Raw genomic sequence first — 16,662 nt, 5'->3', positions numbered from 1 at the left:
GCCAGGAACTAAAAAAATAAATCCCGGCTTTCGTTTATTTTTCTGTTCTTAAAAAAGCAAAACTTTCGGTGTCCATTACCAGCTTATCCGCACCCGCAGGGTTGGCAACAAATGTAGCCTTAACCATAGCTGTGCGCCGGGGCGATACTTTGTCTATTGCATTATGTGTATGAAATACATAATACATGGAGCCGTCAGTATCAAAAAAAATATCGCCGTGGCCTACCCCGGGTTTGCCGGTATTGTCCATACTAAGAATAGGATTTTCAGCAGCCTTGGTCCATGGTCCCATAGGGCTGGCGGAGGTAGCATACCCCACTGCGTATCTTTGATTTTCAAAATGATTGGCGGTATATACCAGGTAGTATAGTCCCTTATGCTTTATAACCGTTGGTCCTTCAACCACCCTTGCCTGGATGATCTCCCATGGATCAACAGCCGTTAAGCATAAAGTACGGGTTGTTTTATCAATGGCGGTAAAATCATCGTTGATCGTGGCCACGTAAATTTTATTGCCGTTGGTTATATCCACATGATAAAGATATTTTTTCCCGTCATCATCAATAAAAACAAACGGATCTATATTTTTCTGATCAAAGGCAATAGGCGCTGTTGCAGAAAATGGGCCTTCGGGACTGTCCGATGTAGCAATGGCGATCTGCTCATTAGCAACATAAGCCATATAAAATTTATTGTTCCGGTACCATACCTGCGGCGCCCAAAAACCTTTGGTCCCAAAGGTTTCTCCTGTTCTCGCCGCATAAGCACCTCCTGGCCTGGAGGTGGGGTTCCACAGCTTCTTATCTGCAGAAACATGCGCTTTTATTCCTATGTCAGGCGTACTGCCATCGGTACCGTACAGGTAATATTTACCCTGATGAATGAATATCGTAGGGTCGGCCTGGAACAGTGGCTGACCGGTAACTACCGGAGGTTGCGGTTTTGGATCCGCATCAGCCGATCCTTTATTGCAGGCGCAGCAAAGGATCACTGCCGCATAGCAACCCCCGATTACCGTTCTTTTTATGTTTCTTCTTTTTATCATGATCATATCCTATGTTGCTGTACCGCTGAAAATAGTAAGTTATCACACATCACTCCTCTATTTAAAAAAAGTAGGTTTTTTCCGGATCAAAAGCGATAGCATACAGGCTGTTTGTACTGCTGAGGGCCAGTATTTCATTTCCTCTCACTATAATTTTTTTGAATATATTCCAGCCGCTTCCTACTTTCTTACCAGTGCCCGGTACCCCTGCGTTCACAGGATAATACCATAAATCACCTGCAGCATTCACGCAAATCAATGCATTGGGATTAACAGAAGGGTATGCTACTATTTGCGTATAATTAAAAGCGGTGGCTGCCTGGGTTCTGTTCACATCTATTTTAGAAAATACAGGCTGTCTCCACAAAGTACCGCCATTATCCTTTGTAAAAATGTAATTTCCAAAGGGTGCAATCAGGTACTTATCCCAAAAATCGCCCAGCCAAAACGTGTTCCAATCCGCTATTGATACGATTATATTTTCGGCCGGTTTAGGATTACTTTGAACAATATTTTCCGGGTACATGTTAAAGCGGAACAATCCTGCCCAGTAAGGAAAATTTCTTACCACCATCGAATTATCATTAATGTAGTAGAAAGACTCAGAGTCTTTCCAGTTTATGCCTATATGAAGGGGGGCCTTATTGTACACGCCCTGCTCATTAGGGATATACATCAAAATATCCTTGCTGTTTACATCGTTGGAAATAACCGTATTTTTTGGCCCGATGCTGAGAATGCCTCCCCAGCTGTTACCAAGATTTAAGATCTCTTCCTGGCCCACTTTTACAAGATAATAAGTGGTTGCGTATTTGGTCAGAACTTTACTGCCGCCTCCTTCTACCGATTGTATGCTTACGGGTAATATATAAGTTTTAAACAAGGCCAGGTCGGCATTAGACTTAATAACAAGCGTTAAATCATCTGTACTGCGGCCACCTGATGGAATAACCGCAGAAGTGCCGCTTAAAGAATAATTGGCAACCGGCAATAAAGGATAGCTTGTTCCGTACTTGTTATTAAAAGCCGCCACTGCTGCTTCATCTACCTTAAAGGATACATTGATATTACCTGATGCGTTATCAACGCCCCCCAGATAGGCACTAAAAGGGAGCTGAAAGGTGGCCGCGTCCCTTGTTACAGCAAGCACGGTAGAATCATGTGCTGCCCGGGGCATATACACATTTTTATATATCTCCGGGTTTTCAATACCGCTATTATATTTATCGCAGGAGACAAGCATTATTGAAATACAGGCTACAATAAAAAATATTTTATTTTTCATTTTTCTAGTTTTGTAAGATTGAAGTTTTTCATTTACCAGTACAGGCTTTGCTGTAAATTCGGGTCTTTGTTCAGTTCAGATTGTGGAACCGGCCAGAAATAGTCCCTGGGTGCAATAAAGATCCTTTTATCTGCAACTGTTCTTTTGTAAAATGATGCATCGGTTGCCGAAGTGCCCGCTGTTATATTCAATCCCCACAAATTGCCGTTATTGGTAGCAGCCGCAGTTTTCCATCTTCTCGTGTCAAAATAACGGTGGCCTTCAAACGCCAGCTCTACCCTACGCTCAGCCCATATCTGCGCGCGCATTTCATCCTTCGACAACCCTGCAGGCAGTTCGGGAAGACCCGAGCGTACCCTGATGGCATTCACATATTTATACACATCTGCTACCGGCCCCTGGCTTTCGTTCAACGCTTCGGCGTAATTCAAATACTGCTCACCCAGGCGGAAATAGATAAACGTCTTAAGATCCCAACCCGTATTGGTTTGAATATTAATGAGTGAATTGGAAAATTTCCTTAGCACATAACCTGTTTTAGAAAAATCCGAAGCATTTTTTGAAGCGCCGTCTTTTCCTGCATACCACATCTGGATAGTCGTATTATTTTTCCAGGTCTGGCCCGAAAAGTGAACGCTTGCATAAAAACGGGGTTCCCGGTTTACATACATATTGCTTACGCCCGCAGGCCAGTATTTTCCTGCGGTATTTGTAAACCCGGTTTCTGTGTATCCTGTTCCGCTGTTGATAACGGGTGCACCGTCTGCACCGTAGCCTGTAATCACTGTGCGCCCCTGGTTATCGCGGTAAGCATCTACCAGTTGCTGAGAAACGGACATGATCGAATAGCCGCCATATCCTAAGGGGTTAGAGCAGCGTTCCAAATGCTGAAAAGCCTGGTAATTAGTAGCCCACAGCACTTCCTTATTGTGATTTTGCAGGAATATATTTTTATAGTTATCTAAAGGATCATTATTGGTAGCGGTGTAAAGGCCGTAACCTCCGGCTTCGCTGGCATCAATACAAGCTTTTGCTGCATCAGCTGCTAACTTCCACTTATTCGCATCATAGCTTTGCGGAAACAGGCTGATTCCATCAGGATCCTTAAAGTCTCTGAAATCGTTATTCCCGTTGAATAAAGGGCTGGCCGCATACAGCAAAACCCTTGCTTTTAAAGCCAGTGCTGCCGCTTTGGTAGCCCTGCCCAGCTTATCGCTGGATACCGTAATGGGTAGCAGCTCTATAGCCTTATCGCAATCTTTAACAATAAAATCCACACAGGCTTCCACCGGCGATCTTTTAATGGTTTTAAAATCTTCGCTGGTATTCCACGACCTGTCCATTATAGGAAAAGGGCCGTAAATCCTGAATACCGCAAAATGATCCCAGGCTCTCAGGAAATGGGTTTCCCCTATCCAGCTGCTCTTGTTTTCCTGCGTATAGCCATCCTGGAAAGAAAGCTGGTCAATATTTTCCAGGAACAGGTTGGCCTTACGGATCGTTTGGTAAGCAAACTGCCAGTTATCTAAAATATTCTGAGAGTTCCATCCCCCATTCGTCATGTAATGAACATAGCTTCCGGGAAATGTGATTTCCATCTCATCCGAAGCGCCCGTCCATGGTGCCCGCGACCCAGGATCTACCGGGTTAATATCCCATGCCTGCCCTGCATACATGGAAGTAAGGAACGCCTCTGTATGCAGTCTGTTAGTAAAAACGTCTTTAAGGCTAAGGTCCTCATCGGGTGTTTTATCCAAATACTTTGAGCATGAGCTTATCATCATTATGAGAAGTCCCGATACAAATAATCTTGCTTTCATCCGTATATAGTTTTAATATATTAATTAAAAATTGATCTGTAATCCAAAATTCACAGATCGCTGCAATGGATAGGTACCCAGGTTATCTGCGTCCAGCCCTCTATTGGTGCCATTATTAGACTCAGGATCGAGGAACTTTAATTGATCGAAAGTCAGCAGGTTGGTGCCGTTAATAAAGAACCGCAACCCATTAAGCTTGTATTTTTTCATCATCCGGTCGGGGATGCTGTATCCTATCTCTGCATTTTTCAAACGCAGGTAAGATCCGTCCCGCAGGTACAGTGACGAGTATTGGAAGTTATTGGAGTTATTAGCCGGAGTAGCAGCAGGATAACGAGCATCCGTGTTATCAGGCGTCCACCGGTTATCGTAGTATTCTTTTAATATATTATAGCTGCCCGGGCCTCTTAAAAACGGGAAGATGGAAGGTCCTACAGTAAATATGCTGGTTCTGGCTGCGCCTGAAAAGAATACGCTTACATCTACACCTTTCCAGGCTACAGTGCCGCCAAAGCCATACACAATTTCAGGGGTACGCGGATGACCATCGAGGAATACATAATCATCAGCATTAATAACACCATCACCATTTACATCTTTAAACTTAATATCGCCGGGGTAAACCACGCTGGAGAACTGCTGTACCGGGCTGCGGTCTATATCATCCTGGTCTTTAAACAGCCCGATGGCCTGCAGACCATAAGGGGCGCCGATAGAATGCCCTTTGGCAGTCTGATAGGGCACACCTTCCCTGATCGGCTTGTCATCTTCTATGATCTCGTTATGTGCATAGGTAAAATTACCTATGAATGAATAATACACCTGGTTAGGCGCCGGCTTGTTCTGTATTTTTAAGCTCGCGTCTATACCGTGGTTTTTTGATTCTCCCAGGTTACCGTAAGGAATAATCCATGGAAAATAACCCGCCACGAAGGGAATCGTTCCTCTTTGTATGAGCATTCCTGTTCTTTTTTCACTGAACGCATCTATCTGCAAAGAAACCCTGTTGAAAAATTCAATATCAAAGCCTATATTCCTTTTTAATGAAGACTCCCACGTAACATCCGTAACCCCTATCTGGCCTTCGTCATAGCCTTTATATCCCTGCTGGCTGCTGCCAAACCAGGCAGTATTGGCATCTTTAGTGATACGGGAAAGGTATAAAAAGCGTACATCATTATTGGGTGTTATCTGGTCATTTCCCACTTTACCATAGGAGCCTCTTATTTTCAGCTGGTTGATCCATTCTACATTCCAGAAATCTTCATTGGTAACCACCCAGCCGGCAGAAACAGAAGGAAAATACCCGTACCGTTTTCCCGGAGGGAACTGTTCAGAACCATTTACACCTATATTAAATTCAATCAGGTACCTGTTACTGTAAGCATAGGTGGCACGGCCTGCGTAACCCCGGCTCCTGTATGGTAATGCCAATATAGACGATACTGCAGCCAGGTAAGTATCTTCTTTCTGGTTGAATAATAATAAGCCACTTACATCATGCTTGCCTCCAAAAGTACGTTGGTAGTTCAGCGATCCTTCTATGTAAGATGTCCGGTTATTGCTATTGGTAAACTTGGAAAACCCGAGCGTGCCGCCTTCGCGCACCACACTGTATCTGTCTTCTTCAGTAACCGGGTCCTTTCCGAGGTACTGTTTGATTTCATAGTCCCTGATACGGTCAATTCCACTAAAATTATAATAGTCATAGGCAAACCGGCCATTAACGGATAATCCTTTGGTAATTAAACGGGACAGATCCCATTTGGCAGCCAGTGTGCTTTGCAGGGTGTGTCGGGCCTGATCCGAATAACCGCTTTGTGTAACCAGTGCATAAGGGTTCCTTCCCAAATACGAAGCGCCTCCGGCAACAGAGCCATCGGGGTTCTTTACAGGATACTGAATAGGAGATATAACACCCAAAGCGCTGAAAATATCCGGTGCACTTCTGCCAGGGTAGTGACCGTTCTGGATGATAGCGCCCAGGCCTACCGTAACACTAAACGTCTGGGAAAGCTTTACATCAATATTTGATCTGAAATTATACCGCTTTACACTGGAATTGGTATTAAATTCATTGAGACCATCTTCTTTATAAAGCCCCGACTGCATTAAGAAGCCTACATTGGTATAATAGCGCACCATATCCGAGCCGCCCGAAATGTTCAGGTTATGAATGGTCTGGTAGGTATGTTTTTTAAGAATGATGTTGGTCCAGTCCACATTAGGATGTAAATAAGGATCGCTGCCATCGGCATATTTTTGAAGATCTTCATCGGTATAAGACACATTCGGCATCCCAATATGGCGCTGGGCTTCGTTCAACAGGCTCGCATATTCATAGCCACCAATATACTCCGGCATCCTTAATGCAGTAAGCTGGGCTACCTCTGATCTCAGGCTTACAGAAGGCTTACCTATTTTGCCTTTTTTAGTATTGATGAGTATGACGCCGTTTGCGCCCCGCACCCCATACACTGCAGTGGCGGAGGCATCTTTTAAAATGGTAAAGCTTTCTATTTCTTCTGCAGTAATATTGTTCATATCCCTGCCGCTTACACCATCAATAAGTACTAACGGGGCGTTACTTCCCGAAAAGGAAGCTACTCCTCTTATAAATACCTGGGCCTGGTCGTAACCCGGCTCCCCGCTGCTTTGGCGCGTAACAATACCAGGCAGCCTGCCACCTATCGCATTCGAAAGGGACGGTGCTGCCACACGCTGAATATCGCTTGTAGACACCCCTGAAACAGCGCCTGTAACGGTTACTTTCTTTTGGGTACCATACCCCACCACCACTACTTCATTCATTTTTTGCGCTACTTCGTCAATAAGCAGTGTTATAGCTATATTGCGCTCGTTGCCCGGCAGTATCGTTTGTGTAATGTACCCAATATAGGAAACTACAATACTATCTGCAGCGTTGTTCATTTCAAGCATAAATCTTCCGTTCAAATCTGTTGATGCACCCCTGGTATCGGATCCGGCGATTTTAACAGACACGCCTGGTATGGGTTTGCCACCCTCGCCCGTTACCACACCACGCAGCACCCAGCTATTACCAGGAAACGTATCCTGTAAGCAGGTTTTCAGCGGTATGATGCCTGTTGTGGCTTCACGGGAAAATCCATCCTTTTGAATGGTAAGAAATAAGATTCCTAATAAAAACATCAGGCTGCTGCGCCATAGCCGATGTTTCAATACAAAGAGCCGTTTTGGGTTCATAATTATTAATGATTAAGTAAATAAAAATATATTTGGTTATCAGAAATTTTTCCCTATAGCTTAAACGTTTAAATAAGACATACCAAAAAACTCCCTGCCAGCTCACCGTCTGCCATAAAATGACAGGGCATCTCTTATCAGAATATCAGCGGTTGGTATTTTGGCAAACAATACATTTAGCTTAATCGTTTAAGTAAAGGTACAACAGTTTAAGTATATACCAAAAAAATATTTTTTCAGCAATGGCGTGTAATGCTTCTGTCCGGTTGACTTGAAAACACATTCCGACCTCTATCATGCGTGATGGGGGTGCTCCACAACCTACAGGAATAGGCCATACAAAAAGATCCGGATACAAGAATATTGAAAAGCAGAACGGACCGTTCATACAAGAGATCCCGGTTCATGGTAAACTTCCGTTGGCGGAAATTACCGGTGCTGGTGAAGTACCTGTAAACAAACCCGCATGGCATGAAACAAAACCAATAAACCGGTAGGTTCTAAGAGCCTCACCGGTTGGTTTCACCTGTTATAATACTATCGACATCTATACGGCCTGATGCCACCTGCAGAGTAGTTTTCCCCTGGCGGTGCTCCACTGTTCCATAACCTGTGGCGGTAGATAAAAATACCGTAAAATCACCAACCTTCGAATTAACATACAGCTTCTTTGTTACCGCATCATAGCGTACACCTGTTAAAGCCTCCAGCAGACCGTAGCTGGACAATGCCCTTGCATACCAATGCCCGCATTCATATTCATTAAAAGGATTACGAACCCGGCCGTCATAACGCTCCCGGCAGGCTTTCACAATATGTAAGCCTTTATCTATTTCTCCCATCATTATTAAATGTGCAGCTACCTGGTATTCGATACCTGTCCATACTTCGTTACTATATACAAACGGCAGTGACAATTTTCCTCCGCGCGGCCATGAGCATAGCAATAGCCCGCCCTCATTGCCAAGCGCATAAGTAGGTCGCTGGGGGTTAGAATGCTCTTTCAGGCTGGATTTAAAGTTATGCTTATAAACCTCCTGTAAATGGCTTTTTATTTTTCCTGTATCCACAGGATCTTTCAGCCCGCACATCCTGGAAAGCCAGGCACCCAATATCCCATCAGACAGGCATCCTAGGCCATACTGGTATTTAGGACCTTCTGCTTCCAGCAGTTTTAATGCTTCAGGCTCATATCGGGTATGAAACGATTGTGCTTTGGCAGGGTCGGGTGCTTCCAGGTTTTTCCATTTGATATCCTGAAAAAAATATGCCCCATTGTAAAGCGATGTTTCGATGTATTTCCGTCCTTTATTGTATAAAGATTCATATTGCAGCACCTCTTCACCCAGGTATTTGCCCATATTAATCATAGCCTGCAGGGCACCCAGGTAAAAACCGGTACCAAATGCTGTAGGCCCCCAGAATTCAATATCATAAGTATTGTGATGCGGCTCTTCCACAACACCTTTTTCCTGCGGATCCCATGTTCTGATACAGTAGGCCATGCTAGCCTTCACCTTAGGAAAGATGTTCCTCAGCCAGTCGTCATTGCCGCTTATATGCCAGTCCCTGTGCACTTTCATGATGCCGCCCAGCTGCCCGTCGCATGCCGAATGAAAGTTGTGCACCGTTTCTGTAATGGGTAAATTTGCCCGGAACACCTGGTGGCCTTCTTCATTTTGGTTCTCGTGAAATTCTGTATCCCTGAGCGATCGTTCTAAAGCCGGAAACAAATGCGGCACCGCCTGCGCATAGTTCCATACATGCGTGCAGGAACCATGACAACTACCCCAATGATCCCCGCATCCTTCCCAACACCAGAAACGCCCGTCGTACTGTCTTAGAACTGTTGGTGACTTTAAAATGGTAAGATTCGCGGCTACAGCTTCTACTACTTCAGGCGGCAGGGTGGTTTTATAAAATGTATCTGAAAATAACTTTGTTTTTTGCTTCAGCTCTTCATACTGATCTTTCCAGTATAAAGCCACTTCCTGTATCGACTTAAACCGCCCGCTATACCAGGGCTTGTGGTATTGCAACAAGACATCACTCTTTACTTTTTCTTTAACCGACGGCGCCACCTCGCCTATTTGCAGCCTGGTTTGCGGCACATACCAGCACATCATTACACGAATGGTTTTTTCTCCGCCGGCTTTCAGCCGGAACGGCACATACAATGATGCGCCCGGTGCATTTTTTTCAACCGGGGGCCGGCTTACCGTATTGCCTTTTACAATGCTGTTCCATACCATCGTAAGCCCGTCAAACCATCCGCCCCTGAACCAGCAATGATCGGTTTCAGTGCCCGGCTCGTCGGTAAATATGGCAAAGTCTCCTTGTTTTTCCGGCGCGTCAGCCGTGCCGGCCGATGAAAGGATAAAGCCATTTTCGATAGGCCTTATTGCATTTAGGGCATCTGCCTGGGCCATAAAGTTCCTGCTGTTGTAAGAAAAGACCGCTTCAACAGGCCGGCCTGTAATATTTTTGAAGGTGTACTCCAGGCACGCTACCGGAAGACTTGAATGATCTGCGTCGTTGGGTATAAAGGGGCTCCAGCCATTAATAGTTGTTTCCAGGGGAATATCATCGTCTTTTAAAGTGAGCGCACCATAGGGAAAGCGCGCTGTAAATGAGGCAGCCTTCATCCTCGGCAATCCCCAGGTAGCTCCTCCTGTACCGCCTAACCCCGAGTCACGCTGCCCGAATTTTTTCCAGTCCGGAACCGCTCCTTCCAATACTTTAGCACCATTTTTTATTCCTTTGATACAGATGGCGGCAAACATGGCCGGCTCAAAAAACATTTCGGGGTTATTGCGTACCGACATGTGGGAAATAGCGCCTGTACCTTCCAGGCAAAACATACCGGCTCCTATTCCACCCAATGGAAAAGCAACCCGGTTTAAATATTCATCTTGGTACGGTGTATTAAAAGAACGTGAACCTGCTGCCCCAGCAGTAGCAGTCTCCATTAACTCTTTTTCTTTTTCAGTGCGCGCCTCTTTTGCCAATGGAGTCATCGGGATCAGCGCCGTAGCCATCCCACTTATACTTATTTTCTTAATAAAAGATCTTCTGTTTGACATATTAATCGTTTAAGCAAAATAAAATTATAAAAAACCAATGATATTTTTGCCTTTCGAGTGAGCAACACCAACGCTGGATATCTGCAGGCAACGTTTACCGGTCACAATACATTAAAATTTAAGTGTCTCCATAATTACACTCCGGTCCTTTGTTAGTTGTCCAAACGAAAATATGCTGGTAAAAAGAAGCCCTAGCATACATGGGCTGCACAATAATTTTCCGGTTTGAAAAAATACAAACCGGGATAATGTATCATAGCGCATGTTTTCCCCTGACATTAGTAGTGAAAGATTTTATGCCTCCGTATAATTAAAATGAAAACATGATAATGAATGTTCTATCAGCTTGTGTGCGGAAGCCGCAGTTTTAACCTGTAGCTTTTACTCATTTATCTTGCATTACTTAACGAGGCTTATGCTTCTACTTTATATCCTTTTGTTGCATAATAGAGTATAAACAAAAACAGCGGTATGGGAACAAAGAAACCAGTCGACATACCATATGTGTCAGCAACCAGTCCCATTAAAGGAGGAAAAACTGCACCACCCGCAACAGCCATCACCAGGAATGAAGCTCCGCGTTTTGTCTGCGGGCCAAGCCCTTTAATGGCCAGCGCAAATATGGTAGGAAACATAATAGACATAAAAAAGAACACGCCATATAACGCAATTAACGAAGTCCAGCCTATCTCAGACGCCACCAGCGGCAGCAGCAAGCAAACAGCAAGGGTATACAGGGCCAACATCCGGGTAGGTTTGAAATACTTCATCAATGCGCTGCCGGAAATACGCCCGATCATAAACAGGGCAAACCCGATAGATAAAAAGTAAGGGCCATATTGCACATCAAAACGGGGGTGCATATCATGGTCGGTAACAAAATTGATCAGATAGCTGAAAACCCCGGTTTGCGCAGCGACATAGCAGGCCTGTGCGATGAAGCCCATTTTAAAATGACGATTTTGCCATAACGGCTTTTTGGTAATATACCTCGGATCCACCGGATCAGTAACTTCAATATCTGATTCAGCGCCCGGAACAGCAGAAACACCATGCCCGCCATGCGCTGCATTTTCATCTTCTTCAGTTATCTCAGGCAATTTTAACCGCATAAAGATAAACGCCACCACCAGCACCGCAAGACCTATAATCGCAAAAGGCAAAACGATAGACATCATTTTTTCTCCTTCTACATGACTTTGATTACCGTAAACATATAAAGCGATTAACGGGCCAACCACCCACGCAAGGCCATTGAACGACTGGGAAAAATTGATCCTGCGCTCAGCAGTTTCGGGCGGGCCTAATTTCGTGGTATAAGGATTTGCGGCTGTTTCCAGCGTGGTGAGACCGGAACCAATTACCAGCAGGCAAAGAAGGAACAATATAAAAGATTGAGCAGGTGCCGTAACGGCCGCAAGCAAAGCCCCGGCGGCAAACAGCAGCAAGCCGAATATCACCCCTCTTTTATACCCGTATTTTCTCATGAACAAGCCGGCAGGTATGGCCATACCAAAATAGGCGCCATACAATGAAAATTGTATAAAGCTGGATTGCCATTTTTTCAGATGCAGCATGTCCTGAAAGTTTTTATCCAGCGTATCGAGCATACCATGTGCTACACCCCAAAGAAAAAATAAGGCGCTAATGGCCACGAAAGGCCCAACATAGTTAATGCCATCCTTAACGAAGAGAGATCTTTTTTCCATTGACATATTTCCAAATCGTTTTAACGTAATGAGTGGTAAAATACAGCTTTTTTTGAGAATGGTACCTGAACAATTAATATCGGGTGCTAAAATTTATCTGTTACCGCTGAAACAGCAGTAATGGCGGTTCACCGCTGTTGTGTTAGCCACCGGTTATTTATACAAAGGCCCATATACTGCACAGGCCCTGTAATCGGAGCCTTCTGTATCCATACCAAATGCACCCCAGGCTGATGGTCTGAATATTTGGGCAGTATCAACATTATGCATAGCCACAGGTATTCTCAGCATTGAAGCCAGTGTAATCAACTGCGAGCCAATATGCCCATAGCTGATAGCGCCATGATTGGCCCCCCAACTGGCCATTACAGTATACACATCTTTAAAAGGGCCGCTGCCGGTAAGATTAGGCACAAACCATGTGGTAGGCCATATACGATCGGTACGCTCGTTTAAAATATCGTGCACGTTTTCGGGAAGGTCAATGGTGTACCCTTCCGCGATCTGTAAAACAGGACCCTGCCCTTTTACCAGGTTCAGCCGGCACATGGTTACAGGCATATCACCTTTTGTTAAGAAAGTGGAAGAGTAACCACCCCCACGCATATAATCCCTGTTGGAGGGGCTCCAGGTTGTTGCCTCCAGGCAGGCAGCCGCTTCTTTTTCACTTATCTCCCAGAAAGGCTTCATCGCAGGTTTTCCCTTCCTGGTCTGCCGCCCTGTTCCGTCTAATGTAGCAGAACCAGAATTAATTAAATGGATAAAGCCATCGGCCGCACGACCCTCAGGTTTCCAGCCAGACACTCTTTCTGTGGCCTGCGGGCTCCAGTAGGTACGCACATCTGCAAATATCTGCGCAGTATTTGTAAGCAAATAATTGAAGAGCATGGATACCCCGTTATAACAATCGTTCTCTGTAGCTACCATATAAGGGTTTCGAACACCGTTCCAGTCGAAAGAAGAGTTGAGTATGGCCTCTGAAAAATCACCGTCCGGCAAAAAGTCTGTCCATTGGCGCTGACCCTGGAAGCCCGAAACCATAGCATTATGGCCCTGTGCTTCCTCGGCATAGCCCATCTGTTCCAGTTTAGGATTACCAATCATCAGATCGCGGATGATCATCGTCATTTTTACTACAAACTCCCAGTCTTTATCTTTTTCCTTCCGGGATTTTATCTTTTCTTTCCTATTATAATCTTTTCCTTCTTTGCAATATTTCTTCACCCATACCATTGCTTTTTTAAACTCCTCCTGATCAAAAATATTGAGCTGAATGCGCCTCAGTACCTCAGAAGAATCAACATACTCATTGCGCATGCCCAGATACTCCTGGAAGAACTGCGGGTCTACAATAGAGCCTGCAATACCCATAGAGACTGAACCTATAGCGAGATAAGAATATCCTTTCATTATTGATACTGCCAGCCCTGCCCTGGCAAAATTCAATAACTTATCACGCACATCTGCCGGTATGGATGTATCGCCCATATCCTGCACGTCCCTGCCATAAATGCCAAAACAGGGAAGCCCTTTTTGATTGTGGGCGGCAAGCGTGGCGGCCAGGTATACCGCTCCCGGACGCTCGGTACCATTAAAGCCCCAGATAGCTTTGGGAACAGAAGGGTCCATATCCATAGTTTCGGACCCATAGCACCAGCAGGGCGTTACAGAAAGCGATACGCCCACGTTACTGGCCGCAAACTTCCGGGCGCATGCTGCGGCCTCTTTTACGCCTCCTATAGTAGTATCGGCAATAACACATTCAACTGCTGAACCATCAGGATATTTCAGTTCCTTTGCATATAAGGCTGCTACAGCTTTTGCCATTGCCATTGTAGTGGCTTCAAGAGATTCCCTTATACCACCTAAACGTCCATCTATAATGGGACGAATGCCTATTTTAGGATATTGCTCTTTTTTTGATTTCGGGTTTGTTTTCACGATTTCTGGTTTCAGGTTAAAAATTACTGGTTACCGGATGATGGCTAATTGCTGCTATCTCAAAAAGCCTTTTCTATTTCCTCTATTGAAACGCCTAATACTTTTTTAGCTACTTCGTTTAATGCCACTTTATCTCCTGTAAAATGATACACATTATGATTATGTGTTAATTTTTCTCCGGGTTTTAAAAATGCTGCCGGAGAAACACTTTCTATTTCATAAAAAGGTCCCATCTGTTTTCCATCTTCCAAAGGACCATCATTGTACGCATTCATAGCATCACCGCTGAAAGGCTCCCTGTCCGTACGCCATTCCTGGTTCAGGTATTTGCCGGATGGGTTGATATCGTATTTTACAATAGTGAGCACATTATCAGCCGCATCATAGCTTCCGGCTACATTTTTTACACGGGCCGGCGGTATGCCCAGCTTTCCGCGCGATTTACCGTCAGCCTTAAAAAATAAGATACCGTCCTTGTAATGGATGCGGTCTTTTGCGATTTCCCCAAAATAATCGGTAGTTGCTACTTTACCAGTGGCGTTATTGTTGTAGGGAATTACTATGGTACAGGCTTCAGACGGAGTAAACATGTCGAGGTTCCACATACAGGGCGCCCCTGTTTTTTCATCCCATGCATTTTCCCCGGAATTGGTGAGGCTGTTCACGGTTTTGAATGCAACAGATTTTACAGCTGTACCTGGCGCAAGCCCCAGATCGCTATTGATCGCATCTTGATCCATGAGCGTTACTGACCGGTCGGCTTTAATTTTTAACAAGGTACCGGCGTAGTTGGTCAGATTCATGTCTTTGCTCATGGTTACAGAAGCCGCGTCAGAAGATACCAGCGACCATGCCTCTGTATCAATAGGAGCAGGTGTTTTCCAGTTGGCAAACTCCATTTTAGCACCAGGCTTAAAATACAGTGAGAATACGCCGCCTTCAGGACCTAACCATAGCCTGTCTTCACCCCCATATCCATTCATATGTTCATCAACCGGTCCGTCAAAGGCCTTATAGTTCACCCATCCGAAACTTTTCCCGTTCAATCCATCGGCAGATGAAGTAAATACTTTTGCCTGGTATTTGGGCGATACAATTACCTGGCTCAGCCCGTCTTTGCTTTTCAGAACCACGAGGCCGCTGTCGTAGCGGGTGAGAAACCGGGCATCATATCCAAAGGTTCCCTGCGCATGATTTTCCATAGTCATATTTGTAGTATCGGAAGACGGGGTGTTATTTTTCGTTTCGTTATTACAGGCTGTTAAAAAGCTGCCTGCAAATATTATCGTCAGTAGGGGATATTTCATTTGTATATTTTTTTAAATCAGTTGACTTCTAAAACATCAGCAGCGGGCAGCTTCGGGAACTTTGCATGCGGTTCTGACTGGTACCAGTAAGCAACGGTGATAATATCGGAGTATTGTGGAAGGTAGCGCCCACCCGATTTCCAGCCCAGGTCCTGTATGGTTACTTTAAGATCTTTGTCGAAGCGGATAGGATCCATTATATGCCAGCGATACATGCCAAAGCGCATTTGCGAGCCATATAAACCATCGGGGCGCAATACCTGGTGCAAACCTGCATAGGCCGTGGAATACTCCTGGTATTGCCTGGTGCGTTTGTTCTCAAAATTGTAGGAACCACAGAAATAATCTTCGGTGCCTGTACCCACAATAGTGGCGTAGTCTTTATCTCCGTCCATGAAGAATTTTATTTCACCTTCGCCCCACCAGCCATTGTTGGTAACGCCTATGCCCATATAAGTGCCTACATAATGCCCTTTCCCTTTTATACCGTCTATTATAGTATGCAAAGAGCCGATATTGGGCTTGCTGCGGCGGTACTGTGCGTGAAAATAAGCTTCATCATCACCTATCGCTGTAAGCGTATAGTCTACCTGGTAATACAATCGCATAGGCTGACTATCGATATTTTGCATGGTCATTTTAATTCTTTTCCTGAAAGGCATTTTCCAGTAGCTGTTAAAAGCGCTGCCGGGATTCACTGTCATGGCCAGAGAGTTCAGGGGCGAAAATTCGTTCCATGCGGTTCCGAAGAAGGGGCCTATGGGGCTTTCAACCGATGGGTCGGTTTCGTCATCATAGTACACTCTAAGGATCGAGAAATTATTATTACCGGTGGGCGTCATCCAGATATGCTGAATGGCGCCGGGGCCTTCAATATCTGCCATGGTAAAGGTTTCCCCCGGCTCAATAATAATGAAGGGATTTACTTTCCATCCTTTCCCCAGATCTCTTGCTTCGCTGGCGGCATTGGCAACATTGCGTTTTCCCTTGTCTTTTACAGGGTCTGCCATGGCACCTTTACCTTTTTCACCGGTAAAATTTTCGGGGCTGATAGAACGTGTTTTTGCATCAGAAAGGCGGGAGAGATTACCCAGGCTCATATCAAGACCGTTAAACTTCCCCTGCTGCGCATTGGCGCTAACAGCAATCACGATCGTCAACAGGAATAGAATTTTTTTCATCACTATAGTTTTTTTTCTTTTTAATGGTATGACGCGACTTTGCAATGCATCTGTTTTTTATCGTAC

9 protein-coding genes are annotated in these 16,662 nt (G+C 44.9%); all 9 read right to left on the bottom strand.

Translation table 11 applies throughout. The features are described from left to right. Positions 1-34 precede the first annotated feature (34 nt). On the bottom strand, positions 35-1,045 hold the full coding sequence (locus ACYVBM_RS14525; protein WP_460686403.1) for a glycoside hydrolase family 43 protein: 1,011 nt from the start codon (positions 1,043-1,045) through the stop codon (positions 35-37). A gap of 61 nt (positions 1,046-1,106) precedes the next feature. Beyond that, positions 1,107-2,330 carry a DUF1735 domain-containing protein gene (locus ACYVBM_RS14520; protein ID WP_460686402.1) on the bottom strand — a complete coding sequence of 408 codons (1,224 nt, stop codon included), beginning with the start codon at positions 2,328-2,330 and terminating at the stop codon, positions 1,107-1,109. Positions 2,331-2,362: 32 nt separating this feature from the next. Then, on the bottom strand, positions 2,363-4,150 hold the full coding sequence (locus ACYVBM_RS14515) for a RagB/SusD family nutrient uptake outer membrane protein (RefSeq protein ID WP_460686401.1): 1,788 nt from the start codon (positions 4,148-4,150) through the stop codon (positions 2,363-2,365). A gap of 24 nt (positions 4,151-4,174) precedes the next feature. Then, entirely contained in the window at positions 4,175-7,375 is a 3,201-nt protein-coding gene (locus ACYVBM_RS14510) for a SusC/RagA family TonB-linked outer membrane protein (RefSeq protein ID WP_460686400.1), read from the bottom strand. Positions 7,376-7,884: 509 nt separating this feature from the next. Beyond that, positions 7,885-10,458: a GH116 family glycosyl hydrolase gene (locus tag ACYVBM_RS14505; RefSeq protein ID WP_460686399.1), complete on the bottom strand. Its 2,574-nt coding sequence runs from the start codon at positions 10,456-10,458 to the stop codon at positions 7,885-7,887. 413 nt (positions 10,459-10,871) lie between these two features. Then, positions 10,872-12,167 carry a sugar MFS transporter gene (locus ACYVBM_RS14500; protein WP_460686398.1) on the bottom strand — a complete coding sequence of 432 codons (1,296 nt, stop codon included), beginning with the start codon at positions 12,165-12,167 and terminating at the stop codon, positions 10,872-10,874. A 153-nt stretch (positions 12,168-12,320) separates the two neighbouring features. After that, on the bottom strand, positions 12,321-14,108 hold the full coding sequence (locus ACYVBM_RS14495) for an L-fucose isomerase (RefSeq protein ID WP_460686397.1): 1,788 nt from the start codon (positions 14,106-14,108) through the stop codon (positions 12,321-12,323). A gap of 59 nt (positions 14,109-14,167) precedes the next feature. Next, positions 14,168-15,415 carry a DUF6786 family protein gene (locus tag ACYVBM_RS14490; RefSeq protein ID WP_460686396.1) on the bottom strand — a complete coding sequence of 416 codons (1,248 nt, stop codon included), beginning with the start codon at positions 15,413-15,415 and terminating at the stop codon, positions 14,168-14,170. A gap of 17 nt (positions 15,416-15,432) precedes the next feature. Beyond that, a complete protein-coding gene (locus ACYVBM_RS14485) occupies positions 15,433-16,596 on the bottom strand; it encodes a glycoside hydrolase family 172 protein (RefSeq protein WP_460686395.1) in 1,164 nt (387 codons plus the stop codon). Positions 16,597-16,662 lie beyond the last annotated feature (66 nt).

The organism is Niabella aquatica (assembly GCF_054779315.1).
The sequence above is the reverse complement of the archived record's forward strand: the minus strand, read 5'-3'. Positions and strand labels throughout refer to the sequence as shown.

Coding starts and splice junctions, on each gene's coding strand:
- ACYVBM_RS14510 (WP_460686400.1), bottom strand. CDS start 7,375: ATGAACCCAAAACGGCTCTTTGTATTGAAACATCGGCTATGGCGCAGC.
- ACYVBM_RS14505 (WP_460686399.1), bottom strand. CDS start 10,458: ATGTCAAACAGAAGATCTTTTATTAAGAAAATAAGTATAAGTGGGATG.
- ACYVBM_RS14485 (WP_460686395.1), bottom strand. CDS start 16,596: ATGAAAAAAATTCTATTCCTGTTGACGATCGTGATTGCTGTTAGCGCC.
- ACYVBM_RS14525 (WP_460686403.1), bottom strand. CDS start 1,045: ATGATAAAAAGAAGAAACATAAAAAGAACGGTAATCGGGGGTTGCTAT.
- ACYVBM_RS14520 (WP_460686402.1), bottom strand. CDS start 2,330: ATGAAAAATAAAATATTTTTTATTGTAGCCTGTATTTCAATAATGCTT.
- ACYVBM_RS14515 (WP_460686401.1), bottom strand. CDS start 4,150: ATGAAAGCAAGATTATTTGTATCGGGACTTCTCATAATGATGATAAGC.
- ACYVBM_RS14490 (WP_460686396.1), bottom strand. CDS start 15,415: ATGAAATATCCCCTACTGACGATAATATTTGCAGGCAGCTTTTTAACA.
- ACYVBM_RS14500 (WP_460686398.1), bottom strand. CDS start 12,167: ATGGAAAAAAGATCTCTCTTCGTTAAGGATGGCATTAACTATGTTGGG.